The sequence below is a fragment of the Geobacillus sp. PLS 41 genome (assembly GCF_056494105.1).
This window is the reverse complement of sequence record NZ_CM151395.1, coordinates 1700033-1721424: the sequence shown is the minus strand read 5'-3', so window position 1 is coordinate 1721424 and position 21392 is coordinate 1700033. Positions and strand designations below refer to the sequence as shown.

The window sequence follows — 21392 nt, the reverse complement described above, 5'->3', positions numbered from 1 at the left end:
AAAAAGGCTCTATTATTGTTAATTGTTGATTTTTGATCAAATAAAAAAAGCCACCTTATGATGATAAGGTAGCTTTTTTGTACATATTTTATTTAACTATCGCACCATTCGCTCAATAACCCTTCGGTACTTTTTTAACTCCCGAGTATATATAATGGTTCTTACCGAAAATAAATACTTCTTTTTCCTTAATGAAACCAATCTTCTCTGCCACACGAATGGATGGAACATTTCTTGGATCAATAATACTGATCAGCTTATTTAAACCCAATTTATCAAACGCATATTCCTTGCACGTGTTAAAGCCGATGATAAAATCCCCAATATAGCCGGAATAAAATTCCCCACTTACAATAGAACCATAGTGTCAACGAGAGGAGCTATGGTTCATGATTACGAGAGGGGAATTTTTTATGATCAAAGAGATGTATGAAAGGGGAATGAGTATTTCCGATATTGCGAGGGAATTGGGGATCGATCGGAAAACCGTCCGAAAATATATTCACTCCCCCAATCCTCCTTCCAAATCCAAGCGAAAACAAAGAAAAAGCAAGTTAGATCCATTTAAGCCGTATCTTCAAAAACGAATGTTAGAAGATGGGGTGTTTAATAGCGAAAAGTTGTTTTTTGAAATTCGACAACAGGGCTATACGGGAGGAAAGACGATTTTAAAAGACTATATGAAACCTTTCCGAGAGACGGCGAAAAAGAAATACACCGTTCGTTATGAAACGCTTCCTGGCGAACAAATGCAAGTCGATTGGAAAGAAGTTGGGGAGGTCGTGATCGAAGGGAAAAAAGTCAAGTTATCGCTATTTGTGGCCACGTTAGGCTATTCGCGGATGAAATACGCGGTATTTACGACCAGCCAGGATCAGGAACACTTAATGGAATGCCTGATTCAGAGCTTCAAGTACTTTGGCGGGGTTCCGAAGAAGGTGTTATTTGACAATATGAAGACCGTTACAGACGGGCGAGAACAAGGAGTGGTGAAATGGAATCAACGATTTTCCGAATTTGCGAGTTACTATGGATTTATTCCAAAAGTATGCCGGCCTTACCGGGCCCAGACAAAGGGAAAAGTCGAACGAGCCATTCAGTATATCATGGATCACTTCTATGTGGGGACAGCGTTTGAAAGCATCGAGGAATTAAATTTCCTTCTCCATCGTTGGCTCGATCAAGTGGCGAATCGGAAGCCAAACGCCACTACCGGTATTTCTCCGCAAGAGCGTTGGGCCGAGGAGTCACTCAAGCCTCTTCCGTTGAAAGATTACGATACGAGCTATCTTTCCTATCGGAAGGTGCATTGGGATGGCAGTTTCTCTTACAAAGGGGAACAATGGCTCTTATCGTCGGAGTATGCGGGCAAAGAAATTCTGGTGAAGGAGCGATTAAATGGAGATATTCGATTGTACTTTCGAGGGGAGGAGATTTCTCACGTGGACCAACAGAAAAAAGTGATTTCATTCGCCGAAAAAATAAAAAAGAAACAGACGGAAATGGCCGCCACCATTTCGCCTGTTTCGGTGGAAGTGGATACTCGTCCATTGTCCGTTTATGACGCATTCCTGCGAGGGGAAAGCTCATGAAAGAACGAATACACGAGTATTGCCACCGACTCCATTTGCCTGTCATGGCGGAACGATGGTCCGCCATGGCAGAATACGCAGCTACTCATAATATACCATATTCGGAGTTTTTATTCCGCTTATTAGAGGCAGAAATCGTCGAAAAACAGGAACGATCGATCCAAACGCTCATCAAGCTGTCCAAACTGCCATATCGCAAGACGATCGATACGTTTGATTTTAACGCACTTCCTTCCGTGGATGAGCGTCGGATTCGAGAGCTGCTTACCTTATCGTTTATTGATCGAAAGGAGAATATTCTTTTTCTCGGTCCGCCGGGGATTGGAAAGACGCATCTGGCTATTTCGATTGGAATGGAGGCGATCGCAAGAGGGTATAAAACGTATTTTATTACCGCCCATGATTTGGTCACTCAGTTAAGAAAAGCCGACCAGGAAGGAAAGCTGGAAAAAAAGCTTCGCATGTTTGTGAAGCCAACCATTCTCATTATTGATGAAATGGGGTACTTAAAATTGGACCCGAACAGCGCTCATTACTTATTTCAGGTCATCGCCCGTCGGTATGAACATGCCCCGATTATCCTCACTTCCAACAAAAGCTTTGGGGAATGGGGAGAAATCGTGGGAGATTCGGTTCTTGCGACAGCGATGTTAGATCGATTACTGCATCATTCTATTATTTTCAACCTAAAGGGGGAAAGCTATCGATTGCGGGAAAAAAGGCTCCAACAAGAAAAACAGAAGGATCAATGAGGTCCTTCTGGGGAATTTTAAACCGGCGATTTTGGGGAAAAAATAATCGGCCTTGACAACGCTTTAGCTGCTTCTGTTGCGAACCCCTTTGACCAATACTTTTTATTAATGTGATATCCAATCTCCACTTCTATACCGTCATTTATTTTTTGTTTAACAAGACCACAATCACCTATCAATTCATTCGTTTCCTTCAAACAAACCGCCCATAATTCATAACCATCATTCCGATATCTATCTTGATTTCGTTTAATCCAGTCTTGAGTTTGCTCAATACTAAAGGGGGCTGGATAAAACTTCATGGTTTCTGGGTCAGAAAAAATATGATGTAGAGAAGTAATATCTTCATCTCTATACTGTCTTAATATCAACCTTTCAGTTTCAAGAACAAACATTTATCCACCCCTTTCCCCTTTTGTTTAATCTCACGTTTTCACTAATGACTTAAGATAATGAATTCCTTGCTCCTTCAACCTTTTTGCCCCCTTAGCCAACCATGCCGCATCTATACGGCACCATCAGAAGAATCAAAATATAATTTCAGGATAGCTTAATAAAAAATTACTGGATACACTAACTAATTTCATAAACTAACCATTCAGACAATTGACCGCCCATTTTGTTGTAAAGAGATTGAGCAGCTAAATTATCCTTTGCAGTTTCCCATGTCATGTAGGCAAAATCATTCTCTCTTATATAAGCCAAGCATGTTTTAAACAGTTTCTCGCCTAGTTTTTGCCCTCTTGCTTCTGGTATTACAAACAAGTCATTTAAAATAGCCATTTTTTTCACCTGAAGAGTGCTAAAAGAAAAATACAAAGTTGCAAAACCTAATAATTTTCCATCCTGTTCTGCAACAAATTGTATTCCACTGGCAGGGTTATCCAGTAGATACTGCATCAATCCTTTAAGTGACTCTTCCGTTGGTTTAGGTCTTTTATAAAAATCCACAATGTATTGATACATTAAATTTAAAAGTTGCGGAATATCCTCTCGATTAGCTGTTCTTATAGCTAAATCCCCCATCTCTTTTCCCCTCCCATTGTATCTTTATGTATAAAGGAATTTAACCTTAAAAAATTGATTTTGCATCTTGCGGCAATTCTTTTACGTGTTTTAGAAACTTTAGTGCTCTTTTACATTCTTCTTCAGGAAACTGAAACCCATATACTTGCCCAACATATTCAGCAGTTTTTTTGAATAAGTCATGAAATAAAAATAATGAATTCCAGATATTATCATAATTAGCATCTGTATATGTCTTCTCAAAGTCATTCCAAATTTCAGGCTCCAAGAACTTTTTTAAACGTCTTCCTCCTTTTCCAATTGAGTATTTATAATCTGTATTAATCCCTATATACCATTCAAGCATTTGAATTAATGGCTCACGTAAAACAATATCTATTAAACGCATTAACAATGGCAATTCTTGTCTCCAAATTGTTTTTGGAATATGAGATCCTAATCCCCATATAAAACTATTACAACAATCGTTATATAATTTTTCCGTTGGTTTTTTAATAAGATAACTTTGTTCACTTGAAGGTGGGATATCTGGAATATTGTGGTCTTTGTCTAGTAAAACCTTTGTCAAACTATCCTTAATTAGTTCATCCACTTTACTTATGTGAATAAAATGCATATCAATTCGGTTTCCATCCATAAATTGCATTAAATATGTATAACGGCCATCGCCAATGGGAGGTGGAAAAATTTTATCTTCAGGTTTTTCCATAAGCATTACTTCCCCAAAGTGAGACAAAATATAATTTTCATCTTTAAATGGTTCAACACTTGTAACTAAATATACAATATCATAGTCTTGAAATATATCTTTTTTTATGTTTGGATTTACACGAGAACCGTTCATTAGCACTCCACGTATACGATGATCTTGCTTAGCAAATGTAATGATTAAATCCAGCATTTCTTGTTCTGTTCTCATTTTCACATATATCACCCCTTCCTTCGATACGAACGGTCTCCATATTTTCTTTTTAGCATTCCTATCCCCCAAAGTTAAAAGTAATATCCTAATTATACCATCCAGAGATTATATTTTTTATTGAACTAAACTGCCTCGTTAGCCACCCATGCATCGATTCGTCGGCACCATTAATGATGGAAGTTAATTCATTCTTCCATGGGAGCTTCAGAAGAAAAGAGCTGCCGCAGCAACCCCAATGGAATCGTTTATTCATAAAAATTGATTATTTTCTAGTTATGCCTTTTGCAACAGATTCAGCAATTCTTGTTCTGAAACAGGATGATAAAGGGCGTGATCCGCATTAGTCATTACAGCCCAGTATCTGTCACCGTATGACCAGTGCCACCATTCCGTAAAGTAATTAACAAAACCGACAGATTGAAGAGCATGTGCGAGGATCTGGCGATTTTGCATTGCTTGTACGCTGATGTTGGTTGCATCAAAAAAAGTTGCGTTGTCCGTTTCTTGTGGTATGGCATCATATGGTGTGCCAAGATCCAATTCGATACCATTGGAGTCAATCAGGGTTAAGTCTACTGCACCACCTGTTGGATGAGGTGCTACATCAGGAGGTGCTACATATTTTGATGCCTCAGCCATTAAATGATCTAAATCTTGATTTGAAGAATTTTCTTTTACCCGTTGTATTGCCCGCTCAAAGGCTCGCTTTTGAATATATAGAGGTCTGTATCCTTCCTTAATGAAAAAACGGATACCTTTTGGAAGAAATTGTTTAGCTAAGGAAAGTCTATTAGCTACTGAAAGACGGACAAAGGAAAAGTAACGACTCCTGTTAGAAAGAGATGGATCCACAACGATATCTGGATCAAAGTGAACAAGGTCAACAAATGGTTCTTGAGAAGGATGTACATTCATTGAGGAAACTAATGGATCACTCATTAAGATTTTTCTTAATTCTTTCATAAAATATCCCCTTCTTGTAATGGTTTAGCTGCCTAAAAAACTCTAGATTCCTCTGTTCCATCTCTCCGCAAACAAATCTAAGTCTTTATTATGACCAACAACATTTTCCATTATATACTATCCAGTCTATGTTTTCTATTAATATTTTGAAAATTTTATCATTTAACCATACTCCTTCGTTAGCTACCCATGCATCGATTCGCATCACCACATATGATGCAAGAAATTCTGTTCTTCTATGGAAGACAACTATGCCGCATAGTTGCGGCACCTTCAGAAGGATAAAAATATTAATTTTCAGGATAGTTGATGAGTAAAATATTTCTGAATTATTCTTTAATTATTCCTTACAGCCTTTATCTATTAACTAACTGTGATTTTATTGTTTTGATATTTCTTCTTGGAATTAATGGTTAAATAAATAAGCTTAATTGGTAGGTATCCCATAACTCCTCCAAGAGTATTTAAAATTAAATCATCGATGTCAAAACTCCCAATTCCAAATAAAAGTTGAAGAATTTCATATGTAAAGCTTAGACTAGATGTTGTAATAATAACAGCTTTAAGGTTTTGAAACCTTTTCGATAATAATGGAAGCGTGAAACCTAAAGGTACAAAACCTATTATGTTTCCAACTAAGTTCTCAATTCGGATATTCAAATTTATATCTGCTAAGAACAAATAATAAATAATTGTTTTGAAAGGAATAAAATTACTTGAACGCCAGAGATATTCATTATAACTAAAATCGAAATGATTAATTATTTCTGATAAAGGAAGGTATTTAAATAAAATTATTTTCGTAAGGATTGATAGATATATACACAATAATATTGTTAAAGAGACTTTCACAAAAATTCTCATAGTTTACCACTACTCCATAGGAAGTTTTAAAATACATAATCATCATATTTTGTCAGATAAGTTTAAATGAGTTTTTAAAATTTTCCTTTTTCAACTATCCTGTCCTGTTCAACAAGAAAAAAGAGTTGATGCAAACAACTCTCTTATTTCATCTTGTACCCATTAGCTGAAGAAGAAACGCTTTTACTCTGTTGCTTTAATTTTCATAAAAGATTCAGGATTTAAAGTTTCAGATTGAATCACTATTGCAGTCATTCCCTCATCACTCCCTGATTCGTGCCATTCTCCCTTCTCCCAAAAAACACATTCCCCTCTTTTTACAAAAATTCTTTTGCGGTCCTCCCCTGTTACCCAACCTTCCCCCTGAACCACCAGAAATAATTGAGGAACAGGTGCTTCGTGATACCCAACGACTCCGTTAGGTTCTATATACATACAACCGAGAATAGAAGGTTCACTTGTTTTTATAATTCTTGTATAAATCGCTAGATGATGTATAAAATTTTGTGTAAAGCATTTTGCTAGAACAAAAGAAAAAAGGTAGGGTATTCTCTGATTTGGACCACAACACATTCCAGAGAAAGGAGTACCCTACCTATGTCTAAAAGAAGTATACCGAATGTCGACTGGGCAAATCAACTGGAAAATGCCATTCGTCAGTTTGTAAAAGAAAAATTAGAACTGATTATGCGGGAAGAAATCAAAAATTTCCTCGAAATCGAACAGGCTGGAACGCCGAATATGAGAAACGGCTACTATCAGCGAAATCTAGATACACAATATGGCCGGATTGAGGGTCTTTTGGTTCCAAGAGACCGAAACGGGGAATTTCAAACACAGTTGTTTGCCCCTTACCAACGGCACACGGGCTGGCTGGAGGAAGCAATCATTAGGATGTACCAAAGTGGCATGAGCACGCGTGAAATTGGCAAGTTTATCGAACGAATTCTAGGAAGCACCTATTCTCCTGCGACGATCAGCCGGATTACCGATGTCGTGAAGGAAGACATCGAGAAATGGCACGCTCGTCCACTACACCAGCGTTATTCGGTCTTATATTTGGACGGCTTGTACGTGAAACTTCGCCGGGATACGGTAGAGAAAGAAGTTATTTATGTGGTATTGGGGGTGAACGAAGAAGGGTATCGTGAAATTCTTGATTTCTTCGTAGGAGGACAAGAAAGCGCCTATGTATGGCAGGAGATTCTCCAACAGCTCTACAAAAGAGGCGTCAAGGAAGTGCTTCTTGGCGTCTTCGATGGCCTTCCGGGGTTGGAGGAAGCCTTTAAGGCGGTGTATCCGAAAGCCGATGTGCAGCGCTGTGTCGTGCACAAAGTCCGCAACACCCTCAGCCGTGTTCGGAAAAAAGATCAATTCGAAATGGCGGAGGACCTGAAACTCATTTATCGTTCTCCGAATAAAGAAATCGCATTGGAGATGTTTCAACAGTTTCAATCCAAATGGTCTCACAAATACCCAAGGGAAGTCCAATCTTGGGCAAATGAGTTGGATGTCCTTCTCACCTTTATGGACTATCCAAGCAGTATTCGAAGTGTGATTTATACGACCAATGCCATCGAACGAACGATCAAGGAGATTCGGAAACGCCTAAAACCGATGAACAGTTTGAGCAGTTTAGAAGCCGCTGAAAAAGTCGTATATTTGACGATACAGGACTTTAACGAGAAATGGGCAGGGCGAAAGTTGCGAGGATTTGCCGAAGCGCAAGAAGCCCTTCAACGAATGTTTGAAGAACGTTATTGTTAACCAAATATTGTAAATAAACAAAATAAGGGGATTTTCCCTTTCCACACAAGAGACTGAATATTCAGTCTCTTGTGTGAAGGAAACCGGTTCCCTATCCATTCCAAATCCATTTCAGAGATACCCTATCTATCTTACATTACACAAAATTCTTGACGGTACCAATCGCTAAGTCCGAATTGTATTTCGTTATTTTTGCTCCGACTTCTTTATCAAATCTAAAAATTTTCATAATAACCCCCCGAAAGATATTTGTTTTCAATCTTATATAATTCAACATTGGAAAAATAATTCCTTATTCAACTAACCTGCCCTTAGTCAACCATGAAACGAGCTTCACCGCAGATGATGGAAGTTAACTCATTCTTCAATGAGAGTGAAACAGATTACCCTTTGCTTGGAACTTTACTCGAAATAAGACGTGCAATTCCAATTAATAAACAAGCTACACTAATTGCCCATAAAACACCTGAGATTCCTATGCTCAATGATGCTTTTTCCGAACCCATAGAATCATTATGTTCAAAAGTGTTTATCGCTTCTAGAAGTTTGTAACCTGCAAAAGAAAAGAAAGCAATATGTCCTATAAACCAACAAAATGCTTCTTTGCTGAATTTATGTTTGTGCCAAAGAACAATGAAAGAAATTAGTTCAATTCCCATCACTATTGCAAATCCCCAATTCAACATTCCGTACACTTCGGCTTCTAAATACATTTCTCTACCTCCGTGATTGAGACGTTTCACATCCTAATTATAGTTTCGAGATTTTTTCATTAGTTCCTTGATTGTGAACAATACTGCCCTTTAGCCACTCATGCCGCATCTATGCGACATCATCGGAAGGGTGAAAATATTAATTTTCAGGATAGACCTCCATGCCGTGCTTACGGCACCAGCAAATGATGAAAACACTAATTTTCGGGATAGTTTAATAAGAATTTTCAATATGAAAAACTTTAACCTTATACCAAATATCTTTCCAGTTCTTTTTCGTTATCCGTTCTTCGTAAATCTTTGATAGTTCTTTTGATTGTTTAAAATAGGGTGTCGGTTTTACTTCCAAGTTAATCACATCATCTACTCCCCAAGGAGCAACCAAGATGATGTCATCCTTTTCATCTAATTTTACACCTAAAGATGTTGCTGTTTCTGGAAACTTCGATATAGCGTCTACGGAAGATGAATACGGAGGAATGTTATTGACAACGTGCATTCTTGCCTCATTTTTCACTGACCAAGGAATGTTAGGAAGAATATTTCTTAACCTAATTTCTAACTTCTTTTCTTCTAATTCTTCCATATTGGTATCATCAAAATAGATAACATCAATATCTGGAATAGGAGTTCTTTCTTTAAAGCCATGTAACGCATCCCATATTTTCGAACGAACAAATCCAGCACAGACCCACCAATCAGGTAAATTTAATGATTTTACTGCTCTTAATATATCCATCATCCACTTGTCTTCTTTAATCAGTCGAATGATATCTTTCTCATTTTTAATCATCATCAATCCATCTCCTCCAATCAAACTTATAGATTGCCTTATGACTCACATTTCGCACCCTAACAAGGTCAAAACAAAGGATTTTTTATTTAGTTTTTCAGAATAACTTTTTGACCAACACGACGAGCGATGGCTATCCTTTTTTTACCATCGCTGGTCGTTCCGTATGACGTTACACGTAAATGCTCTCATCCAGCCCCAACCCCTGCAGAATCCTTCGTTGTTCAGGGGTGAGGGAGCGATCCAGTGAGCGTTGGATGCGTCCATCCGGCAGCTCCAGGAGGACGACGTTCACATATTGAAACAGCTGGAAAATCGCCTGCCCCGTCGGTCGGGTCAGCTTGCGGCCTCCGGCGCCCTTTAATGGGTGTTCGGGTGTGATGAACTGGCGCACCCGGCGCTGAAAGACGCGGTAAATGGCCAAGGCCAAGAGAAACAAATAGCCCAATACCGCAACTCGTTCTGGCTTTTTGACATAGATCTCATCCGTGAAAAAAGGGTCTTTCAAAAAAGCGAAGTTCATTTCCACCGAGATCTGCCCTTTATATAGCTTCAAGATCTCTTGGGCATCCATTTGTTGGCCCTTCCATTCCTCCGGAACGGTCGTGACGAGGACAAACCGGGACGCTTTCCGTCTTGCCTGTTCCCACGCGTTTGGGTCGAATTCGACGTCAAGGCGCAAGAGATACCGCGTCTCCATCTCGGGTTCCGCCCCTTTTTTCGGCCGTCCGCGCCGTTTTTTCGGGCGTACGATCTCTTCGACCGCGGCCTTGACCTGATGAAACCGTGGGCGAAGGGACGTCTTGAGGGACGCCAAGGCTTGTTCAGCGTCTTCCCGGCACGAGAAAGGGTGGCGCTCCCAATGGGCTTGTTCCTCGCGAAGAAGCTCCGCTTCTTTGGTTCGTTCTTTTTCGAGCGTCTTTCCTTTTCGCTGGTCGAGCGCACTCGATTCGACGACGATCAGCCGAACGGGGTGGCCTTCATAGGTGGAGGATGTTTCCCATACCCGGTACGTGGCGCCGTTTCTCTCCGCCAGCGTAAAGGGGTCGCTCCACGGGATGTGGGCCGAATCGGCCTCCGCGAATGCCCGTTTGACGATGCGGAGCGACGAAGGGCCTCGGGTGATCAAAAAGGCGTTGACCGCTTTGGTTTGCGCCAGAGTGTCTTTTGTCATCGCGGCGGAATCGGCCACATAAATCCATTCGTCTTCAATCTTGGCTTGTTTGAGCTGTTCGTGGACACGGGACAGCACCTCCGGATTCCACGTTTTGTCAGGCAGGTTGCCGTCGTGCACATCGCCGTAAAACGGGATGCCGTCCTCGTTGCCGACCAGTCCGAAGCCGATCTGTTTTTGCCAACGATGATGGCGGTTATAGCCATGTGTGATCTGCAAAGCCTCTAATGAGGCCGATTCATACGCGCCGTAAACCGTCTTGTCCGTCGTATCGGCGTGAAAGGCTCGGAGGGAAAGGCCTTCTTTGCGATAAATGTGAATCAAGCAAGTGCTGATCACCTTGTGAATATCGGCCTCATACAAGCGGTCGAGATGACGAGCCAAGGCATCGTCGTTCAACCAGGAAGGATGGAGACCGGGACGGATGAGTTTCTCTAGATCGATCTCCTGAGCCCATCGTTCCACGTGAACGAGGGCTTGCCGGCCGTCAAACATATTGTAGATGATGGCCTGAACGGCATCGCTGACTCGAGTCTGGCACTGTGGATCAACGGGAACGAGATGGTCAATCAATTGGGGCAGGCCCAGTTTCTTGAATAGGGCACTTATTATATTCAAATAATAATTGCGATAGACCTTTTTGACTTGAACGTTCATGAGAGAAAAACTCCTTCACTTTCCTTGTATGTCAAGGATTCATTCGACGATGGACACAAAAAATCCTCCCGATTTTCGTTGGGAGGGTGCGAAATGTGAGTTATGAAACAATTGAATAGCAGTATTAAACAGCGGAACTCTGTTTGGTTAAAATCATACTCAAATGAGAATAACTACGTTATCATCTTTCAAAACTCAATTATTTATAATACCCTCGCAATCGTTAAACCATCACCAATCGGGACAATGACCGATTCTAATCTTGGATGTTTGGCTACAAATTCATTAAACTCTCTCAGAAAAATAGTATTATTTTCTTGATTGTTTTTGTCCGTAACTTTCCCTTTCCATAATACGTTATCCGCAGTAATTAAAGCTCCCTTTTTAGCTAGTTGGATGGAATACTCTAAATAAAGTCTGTAGTTTTCCTTGTCCGCATCAATAAAAAAGAAATCGAACTTTCTTTTTTGGCTAATAAATTGTTTCAACGTTTCAAGAGCAGGACCAATATGGTAAGTTACTTTTTTTCCATAACCAGCTTTTTCAATATTATTTTTTGCTACATTGGCGTAATCTTTGTTTAACTCCAACGATGTCAATTTTCCGTCATCTGGCAATGCTTTGCAAATCCAGATACCACTGTAACCACCGAGAGCACCAATTTCCAAAGCATTCGTTGCGTTCGCTATTTTAACTAACAAATACAATAGTTTTCCCGTTTCTGGAGATACTGAAATCTGAGGCATATGATTGATTGTTAAACTTTGGGAAACCATTTGATAAAAATTGTCGTGATCCTTAACATATAATTCATTAATATATTGAGAAACATCCATCATAAAAACTCCTTTCCGAATAAATAAAAAAGAAAAGAAACGGAACGCAAGGAACGAAACTTACGATGAATATCTCTTAACCCTCTCCTCACCGAATCAAAAAATTCCTCGACTTTCTCTGTTAAATTGATAATCCTAATTAACCTGAATTATCAATTTCGTTAGTTGTAAATTGGTTTAGGTCTTTTGTAAAAAATTATTTATAAACAATACTGTTTCGTTAGTGTAATGATGTCATTTTATAGAAAAATTTTCGGTCACCAATTCCAAGTCTTTGTGCAGGTATTAGTTTCTCATCATCAAAACGACATTCAAAATGGCAACGAATAGACATACCAATGACAAAATTTACCCTTTCTTCATGAATGATTTCTATATTCTTTATTAGATAAACATCATCCTTCTAAAAAGCAGTGTCATTTTTAATAAAGGCTCTGTTATTATTTGTTGTTGATTTTCGACCAACTGAAATTATCTTATGAATAGGACGATTTATTTTGTACTTATTGAAATATTGAACTCGTTAGCTCAATAAGAAACCTCGGAACGATGCTTTAAATACTTGGAAATTGGTTTATAGGGTGTAAATTATCACTTTATTTCCGCACAAAAAAGACTCTTTTTTGCACATTCCTTCGGAATATCCCTCTCCCCCTTTCCGAAAGAATGTGCTAAATTTTTTGTGAATTATTTCGGAATGGGACATGGGTGATTTCCAGAGGGGGGACGAGGACGTGATTCGGTTTCATGACTTTCAGGTCGATGTCCAGACATATGCCCAGCGGGGAAAACAAAACGACTTTCCCCTTCTTAAGCGGTGCCCTCATTGCCAGGCAAAACGCCCTCTTTATCGCCATGGGTACTACGAACGAAATGCCGTGACGTCGCATCAGTCTTATCGCATTTGGATCGCTCGGTATCACTGCCCGGAGTGCAGGAGGACGGTGGCCGTGTTGCCTTCATTTCTTCTCCCCTATTTTCAGTATACGTTGCCCACCATATGGAGAGTGGTGAAAGAACGGTTGGGCCTGACTCCGAAACGGGGGATGGAGGAGGCTCCACTCCTTCCTACGGATGAAGGGGTTTTATTTTATGTCCGACGTTTATTTCGAAATTTGAACCACCTTCATTGGTTTTTTGCGGAGCGCTGGAGAAAAATTGGTCCTGCCATCGCCCAAGCGAGAGAACGAGCCCTATGGTGGATCCAGACGATGGAGGAGATCGGCCTCTTTTTCGTCATCCAAGAGATATGGGAGCACCGATCGACGCATCTTTTTGCACGTACATTCAGTTCCTGATTTTACTTATATCCCCTTATACCCTTATATGGAATCATTTATAGATTCCACAAACCTTTCCTCTCGACGGTCGGGGGAATGATCCGATAGGATAGAGACAGGATGGACCGATAAGGTCCTAGAATGGGATGAACGAAGGAGGAGATCGAAATGAATGAGTCGATGAGACAGGAGATCGCTTTATTTCGGTATGGATTGATCGCTCCATTGGTGAATGGACAAGTCGATCCAAAAACGTACTTGAAGGAAGTAGCGGAACGGATCCATCAAGTTCCCCACCATGGAGAGAAACGCATCGCCGCCAAAACGATCCTCGACTGGTGCACGCAGTACAAAAAAGGGGGCTTTGAGGCACTGAAGCCGAAACGACGGTCGGACCGTGGCCATTCCCGGAGGCTGTCACCTGAAGAAGAGGATCACATTTTAGCCCTGAGAAAAAAACACCCCCACATGCCCGTGACGGTGTTTTACCAACACCTTATCGAGCAGGGGGAAATCCAATCCATCTCTTATTTCACTATATACCGACTTTTAAAAAAATACAACCTCGTGGGGAAAGAAATTTTACCGATTCCTGAACGAAAACGATTCGCGTACGATCAGGTCAATGAGCTCTGGCAAGGTGATTTGTCCCATGGCCCGTTGATTCGCGTGAATGGCAAAACGCAAAAAACGTTTTTGATTGCCTATATCGATGACTGCTCGCGGGTCGTGCCGTACGCTCAGTTTTTCTCTTCCGAGAAATTTGACGGGTTGCGGATCGTAACCAAGGAAGCGCTGCTTCGATACGGAAAGCCGAAGCGAATTTACTCGGATAACGGCAAGATTTATCGGGCGGAACCCTTGCAGTACGCCTGCGCGGAGTTAGGGATCACCTTGATCCATACCCAGCCGTACGATCCGCAAAGCAAAGGGAAAATCGAACGATTTTTCCGCACCGTACAGACGCGGTTTTACCCGTTGCTCGAAATGAATTCACCGAAGTCGCTCGAAGAGCTAAACGAGCGATTTTGGAAGTGGTTGGAGGAAGATTACCATCGAAAACCGCATGCCTCGTTGAACGGGAAGACGCCACATGAAGTGTTTCAATCGCAAGTCCATTTGGTGTCGTTCGTCGAGGATTCGGATTGGCTCGACTCGATCTTTTTGAAACGCGAATACCGTAAAGTGAAGGCCGATGGTACGGTCACGTTGAACAAGCAGCTGTATGAAGTTCCGCTCCGGTTCATCGGACAATCGATCGAACTCCGTTATGATGAACAAGGCGTGTATGTGTACGAAGACGGTCAACGGGTCGCCGAAGCGGTCCTTGTTCGCTTCGAGGACAATGCCTATGTGAAACGCCATCGGTCACCGTTTGCGACGGTTCCGGTAGAGGGAGGCGAAAACGATGTATAAAACGTTTTATTCCCTTTCCCGAGAGCCGTTTTCGAAGGAGACGAATCCACCAGAGGCTTATCAAGGGGCCTCGTATCAAGAGGCCCTCGCCGCTTTGGACTACGTGAAACGAACAAGAGGGATCGGGCTATTGATTGGTGAACCAGGGGCCGGCAAGACATTCGCCCTTCGGGCATTTAAGGAATCCCTGAATCCGTCACTGTATCACGTCGTTTATTTTCCATTGTCAACGGGAAGCGTGATGGACTTTTATCGCGGCCTTGCCTTCGGGCTCGGGGAAGAGCCGAAATACCGCAAGGTCGACTTGTTTTATCAAATCCAACAAGGGATCGAGCGCTTGTATCATGAACAACGGGTAACGTCAGTGTTCATCCTCGATGAAATGCATTTAGCGAAGGATGCCTTTCTGCAGGATATCGCGATCCTGTTCAACTTTCACATGGACTCAACGAATCCGTTTGTCTTGATTTTGGCGGGGCTGCCCCATTTACAGGCAAAACTACGGTTGAATCAACACCGTCCGCTTCACCAACGAATCATCATGCGATACCAGATGGGGCCTCTTGATAAGGAAGAAGTGGTAGGATATATCGAACACCGCCTGAAACAGGCGGGGGCGAAACACCCGATTTTTACCCCAGCTGCCTTAGAAGCGATTGCCCTGCAGTCGCAGGGGTGGCCGCGGATCATCAACAACCTCGCCACCACTTGCCTGTTATACGGCGCTCAATTAAAAAAACATATGATTGACGAAGACATTGTGCGTATGGCAGCCGAAGAAATGGGGTACTGACACAGCAGGGGCTGATCGGCCCCTGTTATGTTTCATCCCGATCCATCCTCATTCTAGTTAATCATCCGAAATAATGTGCAAATGTTCGGAAATAATCTGCAAAACCTGGAATAATTCGCAAAGATTTTGCACATTATTTCCGAATCCGTCCGAAATAATTTGAAAAAGGGATTCTGAAATAATGTGCTAATTTACACTAATATTCTGCTCAACGTATAAAGGTCACCACCATTTAACAAATACTGCCTTGCAAAATTGTTTCGTATTTGATGTGGATGAATAGACAATCCTATTCGCTCTCCCGCTTGTTTTAGTTGCTTTTCAAACGAATGTACAGTAAGCGGAGTGTTTCTGGTGGTTGGAAACAGCAGTTCTGTATCTGTATATCTGTCCTTAAATCGTATGTAATGCTTTAATTCCCTCGCCATTACCTGTGAAAAATACACATATCGCTCTTTTCGCCCTTTTGTTTTTTTCACTAATATCATTCGATGCTTAAAATCAATATCATCAACCGTTAAAGCGAGACATTCACCAATTCTCATTCCCGTATCCTGTAACAGCATGGTAATGACTTTGTTTCTATACCCATGAAACGTTGTGTAATCAAATTGACTAAGCAACAAATTAAATTCCTCTTGGCTAATTCCCGCTTTTTGCTTTCTTTCCGTTTTAATCTGTTTGATTTTGTCCACAGGGTTCTTATGAATTTCTCCTTCTTCGTGCAACCAGTTAAAGAACACTTTAATGTTTCGAATGTAATTATTGATTGTGACGTTAGAGATTTTCTTATTGTAGTCTCTTCGGTTCTCAGGTCGATTGATTAACCTCGATGCTTCCCTATTGACTACCGTATATTTTCCTCTTTCTTGAAGGTAAGCAATGTACTGTCTTATATGTCCTGTACGAACAGCATCCACCTCTTCAATCCCGTGTTCGTTTTTTAAATAAGCGATAAATAGCTTTAATGATTGTTCATATGATGACAGCGTTTTTGGTGATAAGTTTTTGCTTTGGCAATACAGCAAAAAGTCCTGTAAATAAAAGTCCAATTCACTTAGCTTCATGATTTAACCTCCCCATCTCAATAAAAAGAAATACCCAATAAATCATTCGATTTATTGGGTGAGATGGAAAAAGTTTATTGGTTTAAAATCCGAGTTTTTAGTGTATTTTTTAAAAATTGGTTGGCTTAGCCTTTATACCTAAACCCTTGATACACTTACTCTTAAGAAGCTTTATGTTCCAATCTTAACTTGTCTGCCACCATGGCGATGAATTCCGAGTTTGTCGGCTTTGCCTTCGAGACGCTCACCGTATAGCCGAACAGCGAGGAAATCGATTCGAGGTTGCCGCGGCTCCAAGCGACTTCGATCGCATGGCGAATGGCGCGCTCGACGCGGCTGGCCGTCGTGTTGTATTTTTTCGCGATGTCCGGATAGAGCACTTTCGTGATGGAGCCGAGCAGTTCGATGTCGTGGTACACCATCGCGATCGCTTCGCGCAAGTACAGATAGCCTTTAATATGCGCCGGGACGCCGATTTCATGGATGATGCTCGTAATGCTCGCATCCAAATTTTTCGGTTTGTTGTCGCGCGCCTGGTAGGCAGAGCCGGTTTTTCTGACCATCGGCGCCGTTTTGCCATGAATCTGCCGAATGTGATGGACCAAATTCTCCATGTCGAACGGTTTTAAAATGAAGTAGGAAGCGCCGAGTTCCACTGCCTTTTTCGTGACATCCTCCTGGCCGAACGCCGTCAGCATAATGACGCTCGGCTGATGCTCACAACCTGCGCGGACTTTCTCAAGCACAGCCAACCCATCCAAGTGCGGCATAATGATGTCCAGAAGCAAAATATCCGGCCGCTTTTCCTCGAGCATATGAAGGCAATCTTGGCCGTTATACGCCGTGCCAATCACTTCCATGTCCGGCTGACTCGAGATATATTCGTCAAGCAATGTCACCAATTCGCGGTTATCATCGGCAATGCACACCTTAATGCTCAAAACGATCGTCCTCCCCCACTTTTTCTTGCTATGTAACATTCCATTAACGTACATTCGACAACAGCGGCAAAAAATCCTTTTATTTTTCAAAAAATAAAAATTATAACAAAAAACGAGCTCATTAGACAATATTCGTTTTCACCAGCGATGCGTTTGTCGAAAAATCTTTACACATTTCATTTTAACGGATGTTTCACCAAATATCTATGCCAAACCGGCAAAATTTTTGCCGCCTTTTTTGAAAAATTTTTAGTGGCAGCCTAACCAATATGGCGGAATCAATGAGGCCGCTCACAGCATTTCGAAACATTGACCTTGGGATGATCAGGAAGAGATGAATGGTGACCAAATCATCACTCGTCATTTCACCAAATATACGCAAGAATCGAATGTTGGCTGCCGGGAAAAAGCGAGCCGACTTTGTCAGCTCGCTTTCTTTTGTTTGCCGTATAGATCGATGCCTGCCTCTTGCAGCATCCACTCAATGTGGACGCCATAGCCGGATGTCGGATCGTTCACGAAAACGTGCGTCACTGCGCCGACAAGTTTTCCATCCTGAATGATCGGACTGCCGCTCATCCCTTGGACGATGCCCCCTGTTTTCTTTAACAAGCGCGGGTCCGTGACGCGAATCACGAGGCCTTTGGTCGCCGGAAATTTCTGCGGAATGGTGCTGACAATTTCCACGTCAAACTGCTCGACTTTGTCGTTTTCCACCACTGTCAATATTTTTGCCGGTCCTTCTTTCACTTGGTTCGCCAAGGCAACCGGGATCGGTTTTGTGAACGGACCGTTCGGCAGTGGTTTGATCAGCTTGCCGAAAATGCCAAACGGGCTGTTGGTGGTGATCGTGCCGATCACTTCTTCGCCGTCGGAAAAGCGGGCTAATTTTTCACCTGGATTGCCGCTCGTCCCTTTTTCGATCGATGTGACGGTCGAGCGCATAATTTGCCCGTTTTGCACGACAATCGGCTTTTTCGTATCCATGTCAGAGATGACATGGCCAAGTGCGCCATATGTTTTTGATTTGGGGTCGTAAAATGTCATCGTCCCGATGCCGGCGGCCGAATCGCGAATGTACAGGCCGATGCGGTACACATCGTCATGCTTGTCTCTCAGCGGAACGAGCTTCACCGTCATGGAGTGCTGATCGCGCAGAATTTTTAGATGAAGCGGTTTTCCCGTTTTGCCGGCCTCCTCGATGAAAGGGGAAAGGTCGCTCATGTTTTCGATTTTTTGGCCGTTAATGCCGATAATGATGTCGCCGACTTGAATGCCGGCTGCCTCTCCCGGCGATTTTTTCCCGTTTTCGGTTTCGACAAGGTGGTAACCGACGACAAGAACGCCGACGGTATTGAGCTTGACGCCGATCGATTGTCCGCCGGGAATGACTTTGAGCGTCGGCAGCACGTTGACATCCACTTGCTTGATCGGCATTCCGGCAACCTGCAACATCATCGTTTCATGTCCGCGGCGTTTCGCCTTTACAGACAGAGAACCGTTTTTTCGCTCAATATTGAGCGTTTCGGGAGCGTTTCGGTCATTGACGGCCGCTTGCACGGGAAGGGAAGCGGCAGGAAATTCAACCGCATCGCCTTCAAACAGGACAAGCTGCTTCGGAATTTGCCAATATTCCTTCATCGGTTTGGAAAAGGCGATGGCCGTCAATATACCAAGGAGAAGCACTCCTGCGATTTTTCGCGCCGTTTCTTTATTCAATGTCGTCCACTCTCCTCGCTCCCGCCTACACCATGCAAAAACGGTTACAGTTTTAATTTTGCCTGAACCGGGGAAAATATAATCGCCCTGTCGATAAAAAAGCTGCCCGGAATTGGATGGACTTGCATCCGGACAGCCGCGCGGCTTTTTGCTTATCTTTATGAAACACCGTAGTTCTCTTAAGGAAAGCGGGCGCCAAGGCAGAACAGGCAGGCGGAATCGGCCCGCTTTGAGAGGGATGCGCCTCCCCTCGACGAACAGGGGAAACAGGAATCAATGTTTCATTTTCGCCGCCAGTTCCAACAGCTCTTTGGCATGCCGTTTCGTCAATTCCGTCATCTCGACGCCGGAAATCATCCGCCCGATTTCTTTCACTTTCTCCTCCTCATTGAGCTTCCTCACGACTGTTTTCGTCCGTTCCCCATCCGTCTCTTTGGCGATCAACAAGTGCGTGTCCGCCATCGCAGCGACTTGCGGCAGATGGGAAATGCAAAGCACTTGCGACTGGCTGGCGATGCGGTAAATTTTTTCCGCCATTGCCTGGGCGACGCGTCCGCTGACACCGGTGTCGACCTCATCAAAAACAATCGACGTCACTCCTTGATGTTTGGAAAAAATCGTTTTCAACGCCAGCATAATGCGCGACAGCTCGCCGCCGGAAGCGACTTTGACGAGCGGTTTTAACGGCTCGCCGACGTTCGTCGAAATGTAAAACTCGACGACATCGATGCCATCTTCTTGGAACCTAACCGGCACGCCGTCGACCAAGGGAGCGTCAAGCGATCCTTCGCGCTTGGCAAATACGATGTCAAATTTCGTTTTGTCCATGTACAAGTCTTTCAGTTCTTGATGAATGCGCTCAATCAGGCGCCGGGCATATGTTTGCCGAACAGCGGTGACGTTTTTCGCCTCCGTGAGCAACTCGTCCGTCACCAGAGCGAGCTGCTGCTTAAGCTCATGCACATGCGTTTCGCGATTTTCGATTGTCTCGATTTCCTCGGCGATCGTCTCGGCATAGTGCAAAATATCGGCGATCGTCGCCCCGTATTTTCGTTTGAGCTGCCCGATTTCCGCGAGACGGCTTTCAATGGCATCGAGCCGCTCTGGGTCGTATTCCATCTCCTCAATTTGATCGCGCAGCTTGTACATGACTTCCTCGAGCAAATAGTAGCAGTTCGCCGTCGTTTCATGCGCATCTTTGAGCGCTGCATCCATGCCTGCGACGTCATCGAGATGGCGCATCGCCTCCCCGATGGAATCAAGCCCGCGTCCCTCTCCGGAGAGGGCCTCATAGCTTTTCTGCAGCGCGGTATAAATTTTTTGAAAATTGACGATGCGAACTTTTTCCTCCATCAGCCGCTCGTCCTCGCCCGGCTCGAGCGCCGCCTGCTCGATTTCACGCAGCTGAAACGTCAGCAAATCAAGCCGGTGCGCCATTTGCTGTTCATTTTCGCTCAGCTTTTTCAATTTGTTTCCGAGCTCCTCATACCGCTCGTAGACGGCGCGGTAGCGAGCAAGCGCCTCTGCCGCCTCTAGGCCGCCGAACTCGTCTAAAAGCGGCAGATGGCGGGACGGATCCATCAGTTCTTGATGTTCATGCTGGCCGTGAATATCAACAAGCGTCGCCCCGATGTCGCGCAGCACCGCCGTCGTGACGAGCTTGCCGTTAATGCGGCAGACGCTTTTGCCGTTGGCGAAAATATCGCGGCGCAACACGATCATGCCGTCGCTGGCGTCGATGCCAACGTCTGCGCATTTTTGCCAGCACGGATGGCGGTCATCATCAAGCAAAAACAGCCCTTCGATTTCCGCCTTTTCCGCTCCAAAGCGGACAAATTCAGCGGAGCCGCGTCCGCCGATCAACAAATGAATCGCGTCGATGATGATCGATTTGCCGGCTCCCGTTTCGCCGGTTAACACCGTCAGCCCTTTGTCAAACGACAACGAGAGCGACTCGATAATGGCGAAATTTTTAATCGACAGCTCGGCGAGCATTTCACCACTCCTTGCCTGTCCGATTAATTCCACTTTTGATTATAGCACGTATGTTCGGATTTGCAAACGAGGACCGCCCTGTCGTTCCGTCCTTGAACGTGGAACGGAAGCTGGGCCGGTCC

Annotated in this window: 19 protein-coding genes and 2 pseudogenes; 6 read left to right on the top strand and 15 right to left on the bottom strand. The window is 43.2% G+C overall.

What is annotated here, in order from left to right; translation table 11 throughout:
- Positions 1-112: 112 nt before the first annotated feature.
- Positions 113-295, bottom strand: a pseudogene (locus ACVX3G_RS08550) (GNAT family N-acetyltransferase); the annotation flags it as partial.
- Between the two features lie 94 nt (positions 296-389).
- On the opposite strand from ACVX3G_RS08550, the gene istA reads away from it, so the two are divergent.
- Positions 390-1592 carry an IS21-like element IS5376 family transposase gene (gene istA / locus ACVX3G_RS08545; RefSeq protein WP_014195836.1) on the top strand — a complete coding sequence of 401 codons (1203 nt, stop codon included), beginning with the start codon at positions 390-392 and terminating at the stop codon, positions 1590-1592.
- The gene (istB, locus tag ACVX3G_RS08540) at positions 1589-2344 is read left to right on the top strand and encodes an IS21-like element IS5376 family helper ATPase IstB (RefSeq protein WP_014195837.1); all 756 of its coding nucleotides are present in this window, start codon (positions 1589-1591) and stop codon (positions 2342-2344) included. The genes istA and istB overlap by 4 nt, the downstream gene beginning before the upstream one ends.
- 59 nt (positions 2345-2403) lie before the next feature.
- On the opposite strand, the pseudogene ACVX3G_RS08535 reads toward istB, so the two are convergent.
- The 6 genes and pseudogenes from ACVX3G_RS08535 to ACVX3G_RS08510 form a co-directional block, all read right to left on the bottom strand.
- Positions 2404-2739 (bottom strand): annotated as a pseudogene (locus tag ACVX3G_RS08535) (GNAT family N-acetyltransferase); the annotation flags it as partial.
- A gap of 178 nt (positions 2740-2917) precedes the next feature.
- Positions 2918-3370 carry a GNAT family N-acetyltransferase gene (locus tag ACVX3G_RS08530; RefSeq protein ID WP_033845380.1) on the bottom strand — a complete coding sequence of 151 codons (453 nt, stop codon included), beginning with the start codon at positions 3368-3370 and terminating at the stop codon, positions 2918-2920.
- Positions 3371-3416: 46 nt separating this feature from the next.
- Positions 3417-4289 carry an aminoglycoside 6-adenylyltransferase gene (locus ACVX3G_RS08525; protein WP_033845383.1) on the bottom strand — a complete coding sequence of 291 codons (873 nt, stop codon included), beginning with the start codon at positions 4287-4289 and terminating at the stop codon, positions 3417-3419.
- Positions 4290-4565: 276 nt separating this feature from the next.
- Positions 4566-5255: a M15 family metallopeptidase gene (locus ACVX3G_RS08520; protein ID WP_033845379.1), complete on the bottom strand. Its 690-nt coding sequence runs from the start codon at positions 5253-5255 to the stop codon at positions 4566-4568.
- A gap of 363 nt (positions 5256-5618) precedes the next feature.
- Complete coding sequence (locus tag ACVX3G_RS08515; RefSeq protein ID WP_033845378.1) at positions 5619-6119, bottom strand: VanZ family protein; 501 nt, start codon at positions 6117-6119, stop codon at positions 5619-5621.
- A gap of 183 nt (positions 6120-6302) precedes the next feature.
- Positions 6303-6554, bottom strand: a complete 252-nt coding sequence (locus ACVX3G_RS08510; protein ID WP_223812692.1) for a cupin domain-containing protein — start codon at positions 6552-6554, stop codon at positions 6303-6305.
- 162 nt (positions 6555-6716) lie between these two features.
- On the opposite strand from ACVX3G_RS08510, the gene ACVX3G_RS08505 reads away from it, so the two are divergent.
- Entirely contained in the window at positions 6717-7886 is a 1170-nt protein-coding gene (locus ACVX3G_RS08505) for an IS256 family transposase (protein ID WP_008880572.1), read from the top strand.
- A gap of 383 nt (positions 7887-8269) precedes the next feature.
- Here the strand turns inward: ACVX3G_RS08505 and ACVX3G_RS08500 are convergent, their stop codons facing one another.
- The 4 genes from ACVX3G_RS08500 to ACVX3G_RS08485 all read right to left on the bottom strand — a co-directional run bounded on the left by ACVX3G_RS08500 (position 8270) and on the right by ACVX3G_RS08485 (position 12062).
- Positions 8270-8599 carry a hypothetical protein gene (locus ACVX3G_RS08500; RefSeq protein WP_033845200.1) on the bottom strand — a complete coding sequence of 110 codons (330 nt, stop codon included), beginning with the start codon at positions 8597-8599 and terminating at the stop codon, positions 8270-8272.
- A gap of 214 nt (positions 8600-8813) precedes the next feature.
- The gene (locus ACVX3G_RS08495) at positions 8814-9395 is read right to left on the bottom strand and encodes a nucleotidyltransferase family protein (protein ID WP_014196315.1); all 582 of its coding nucleotides are present in this window, start codon (positions 9393-9395) and stop codon (positions 8814-8816) included.
- A 169-nt stretch (positions 9396-9564) separates the two neighbouring features.
- Positions 9565-11223 (bottom strand): IS1634 family transposase, encoded by a 1659-nt coding sequence (locus ACVX3G_RS08490; protein ID WP_014194800.1) that lies wholly within the window; start codon positions 11221-11223, stop codon positions 9565-9567.
- A 203-nt stretch (positions 11224-11426) separates the two neighbouring features.
- Positions 11427-12062, bottom strand: coding sequence for an O-methyltransferase (locus ACVX3G_RS08485; protein WP_014196316.1), 636 nt, complete (start codon positions 12060-12062; stop codon positions 11427-11429).
- 731 nt (positions 12063-12793) lie between these two features.
- Between ACVX3G_RS08485 and ACVX3G_RS08480 the strand changes: the two genes are divergently transcribed.
- The 3 genes from ACVX3G_RS08480 (at position 12794) to ACVX3G_RS08470 (ending at position 15548) form a co-directional block, all read left to right on the top strand.
- Positions 12794-13357, top strand: coding sequence for a DUF6431 domain-containing protein (locus ACVX3G_RS08480; protein ID WP_041470289.1), 564 nt, complete (start codon positions 12794-12796; stop codon positions 13355-13357).
- Positions 13358-13507: 150 nt separating this feature from the next.
- Entirely contained in the window at positions 13508-14755 is a 1248-nt protein-coding gene (locus ACVX3G_RS08475) for an IS481 family transposase (protein ID WP_014196317.1), read from the top strand.
- Positions 14748-15548, top strand: coding sequence for an ExeA family protein (locus ACVX3G_RS08470; RefSeq protein ID WP_011229854.1), 801 nt, complete (start codon positions 14748-14750; stop codon positions 15546-15548). Before ACVX3G_RS08475 ends, ACVX3G_RS08470 begins: the two co-directional genes overlap by 8 nt.
- Positions 15549-15739: 191 nt before the next feature.
- Here ACVX3G_RS08470 and ACVX3G_RS08465 read toward each other — a convergent pair whose 3' ends face one another.
- From ACVX3G_RS08465 to recN, 4 genes are all read right to left on the bottom strand, one after another.
- The gene (locus tag ACVX3G_RS08465; protein ID WP_014196318.1) at positions 15740-16615 is read right to left on the bottom strand and encodes a tyrosine-type recombinase/integrase; all 876 of its coding nucleotides are present in this window, start codon (positions 16613-16615) and stop codon (positions 15740-15742) included.
- A gap of 161 nt (positions 16616-16776) precedes the next feature.
- Entirely contained in the window at positions 16777-17595 is an 819-nt protein-coding gene (gene spo0A, locus ACVX3G_RS08460; RefSeq protein ID WP_025038882.1) for a sporulation transcription factor Spo0A, read from the bottom strand.
- A 384-nt stretch (positions 17596-17979) separates the two neighbouring features.
- Positions 17980-19275: a SpoIVB peptidase gene (gene spoIVB, locus ACVX3G_RS08455; RefSeq protein WP_011231870.1), complete on the bottom strand. Its 1296-nt coding sequence runs from the start codon at positions 19273-19275 to the stop codon at positions 17980-17982.
- Positions 19276-19548: 273 nt separating this feature from the next.
- Positions 19549-21270 carry a DNA repair protein RecN gene (gene recN / locus ACVX3G_RS08450; protein ID WP_011231871.1) on the bottom strand — a complete coding sequence of 574 codons (1722 nt, stop codon included), beginning with the start codon at positions 21268-21270 and terminating at the stop codon, positions 19549-19551.
- Positions 21271-21392: the final 122 nt, after the last annotated feature.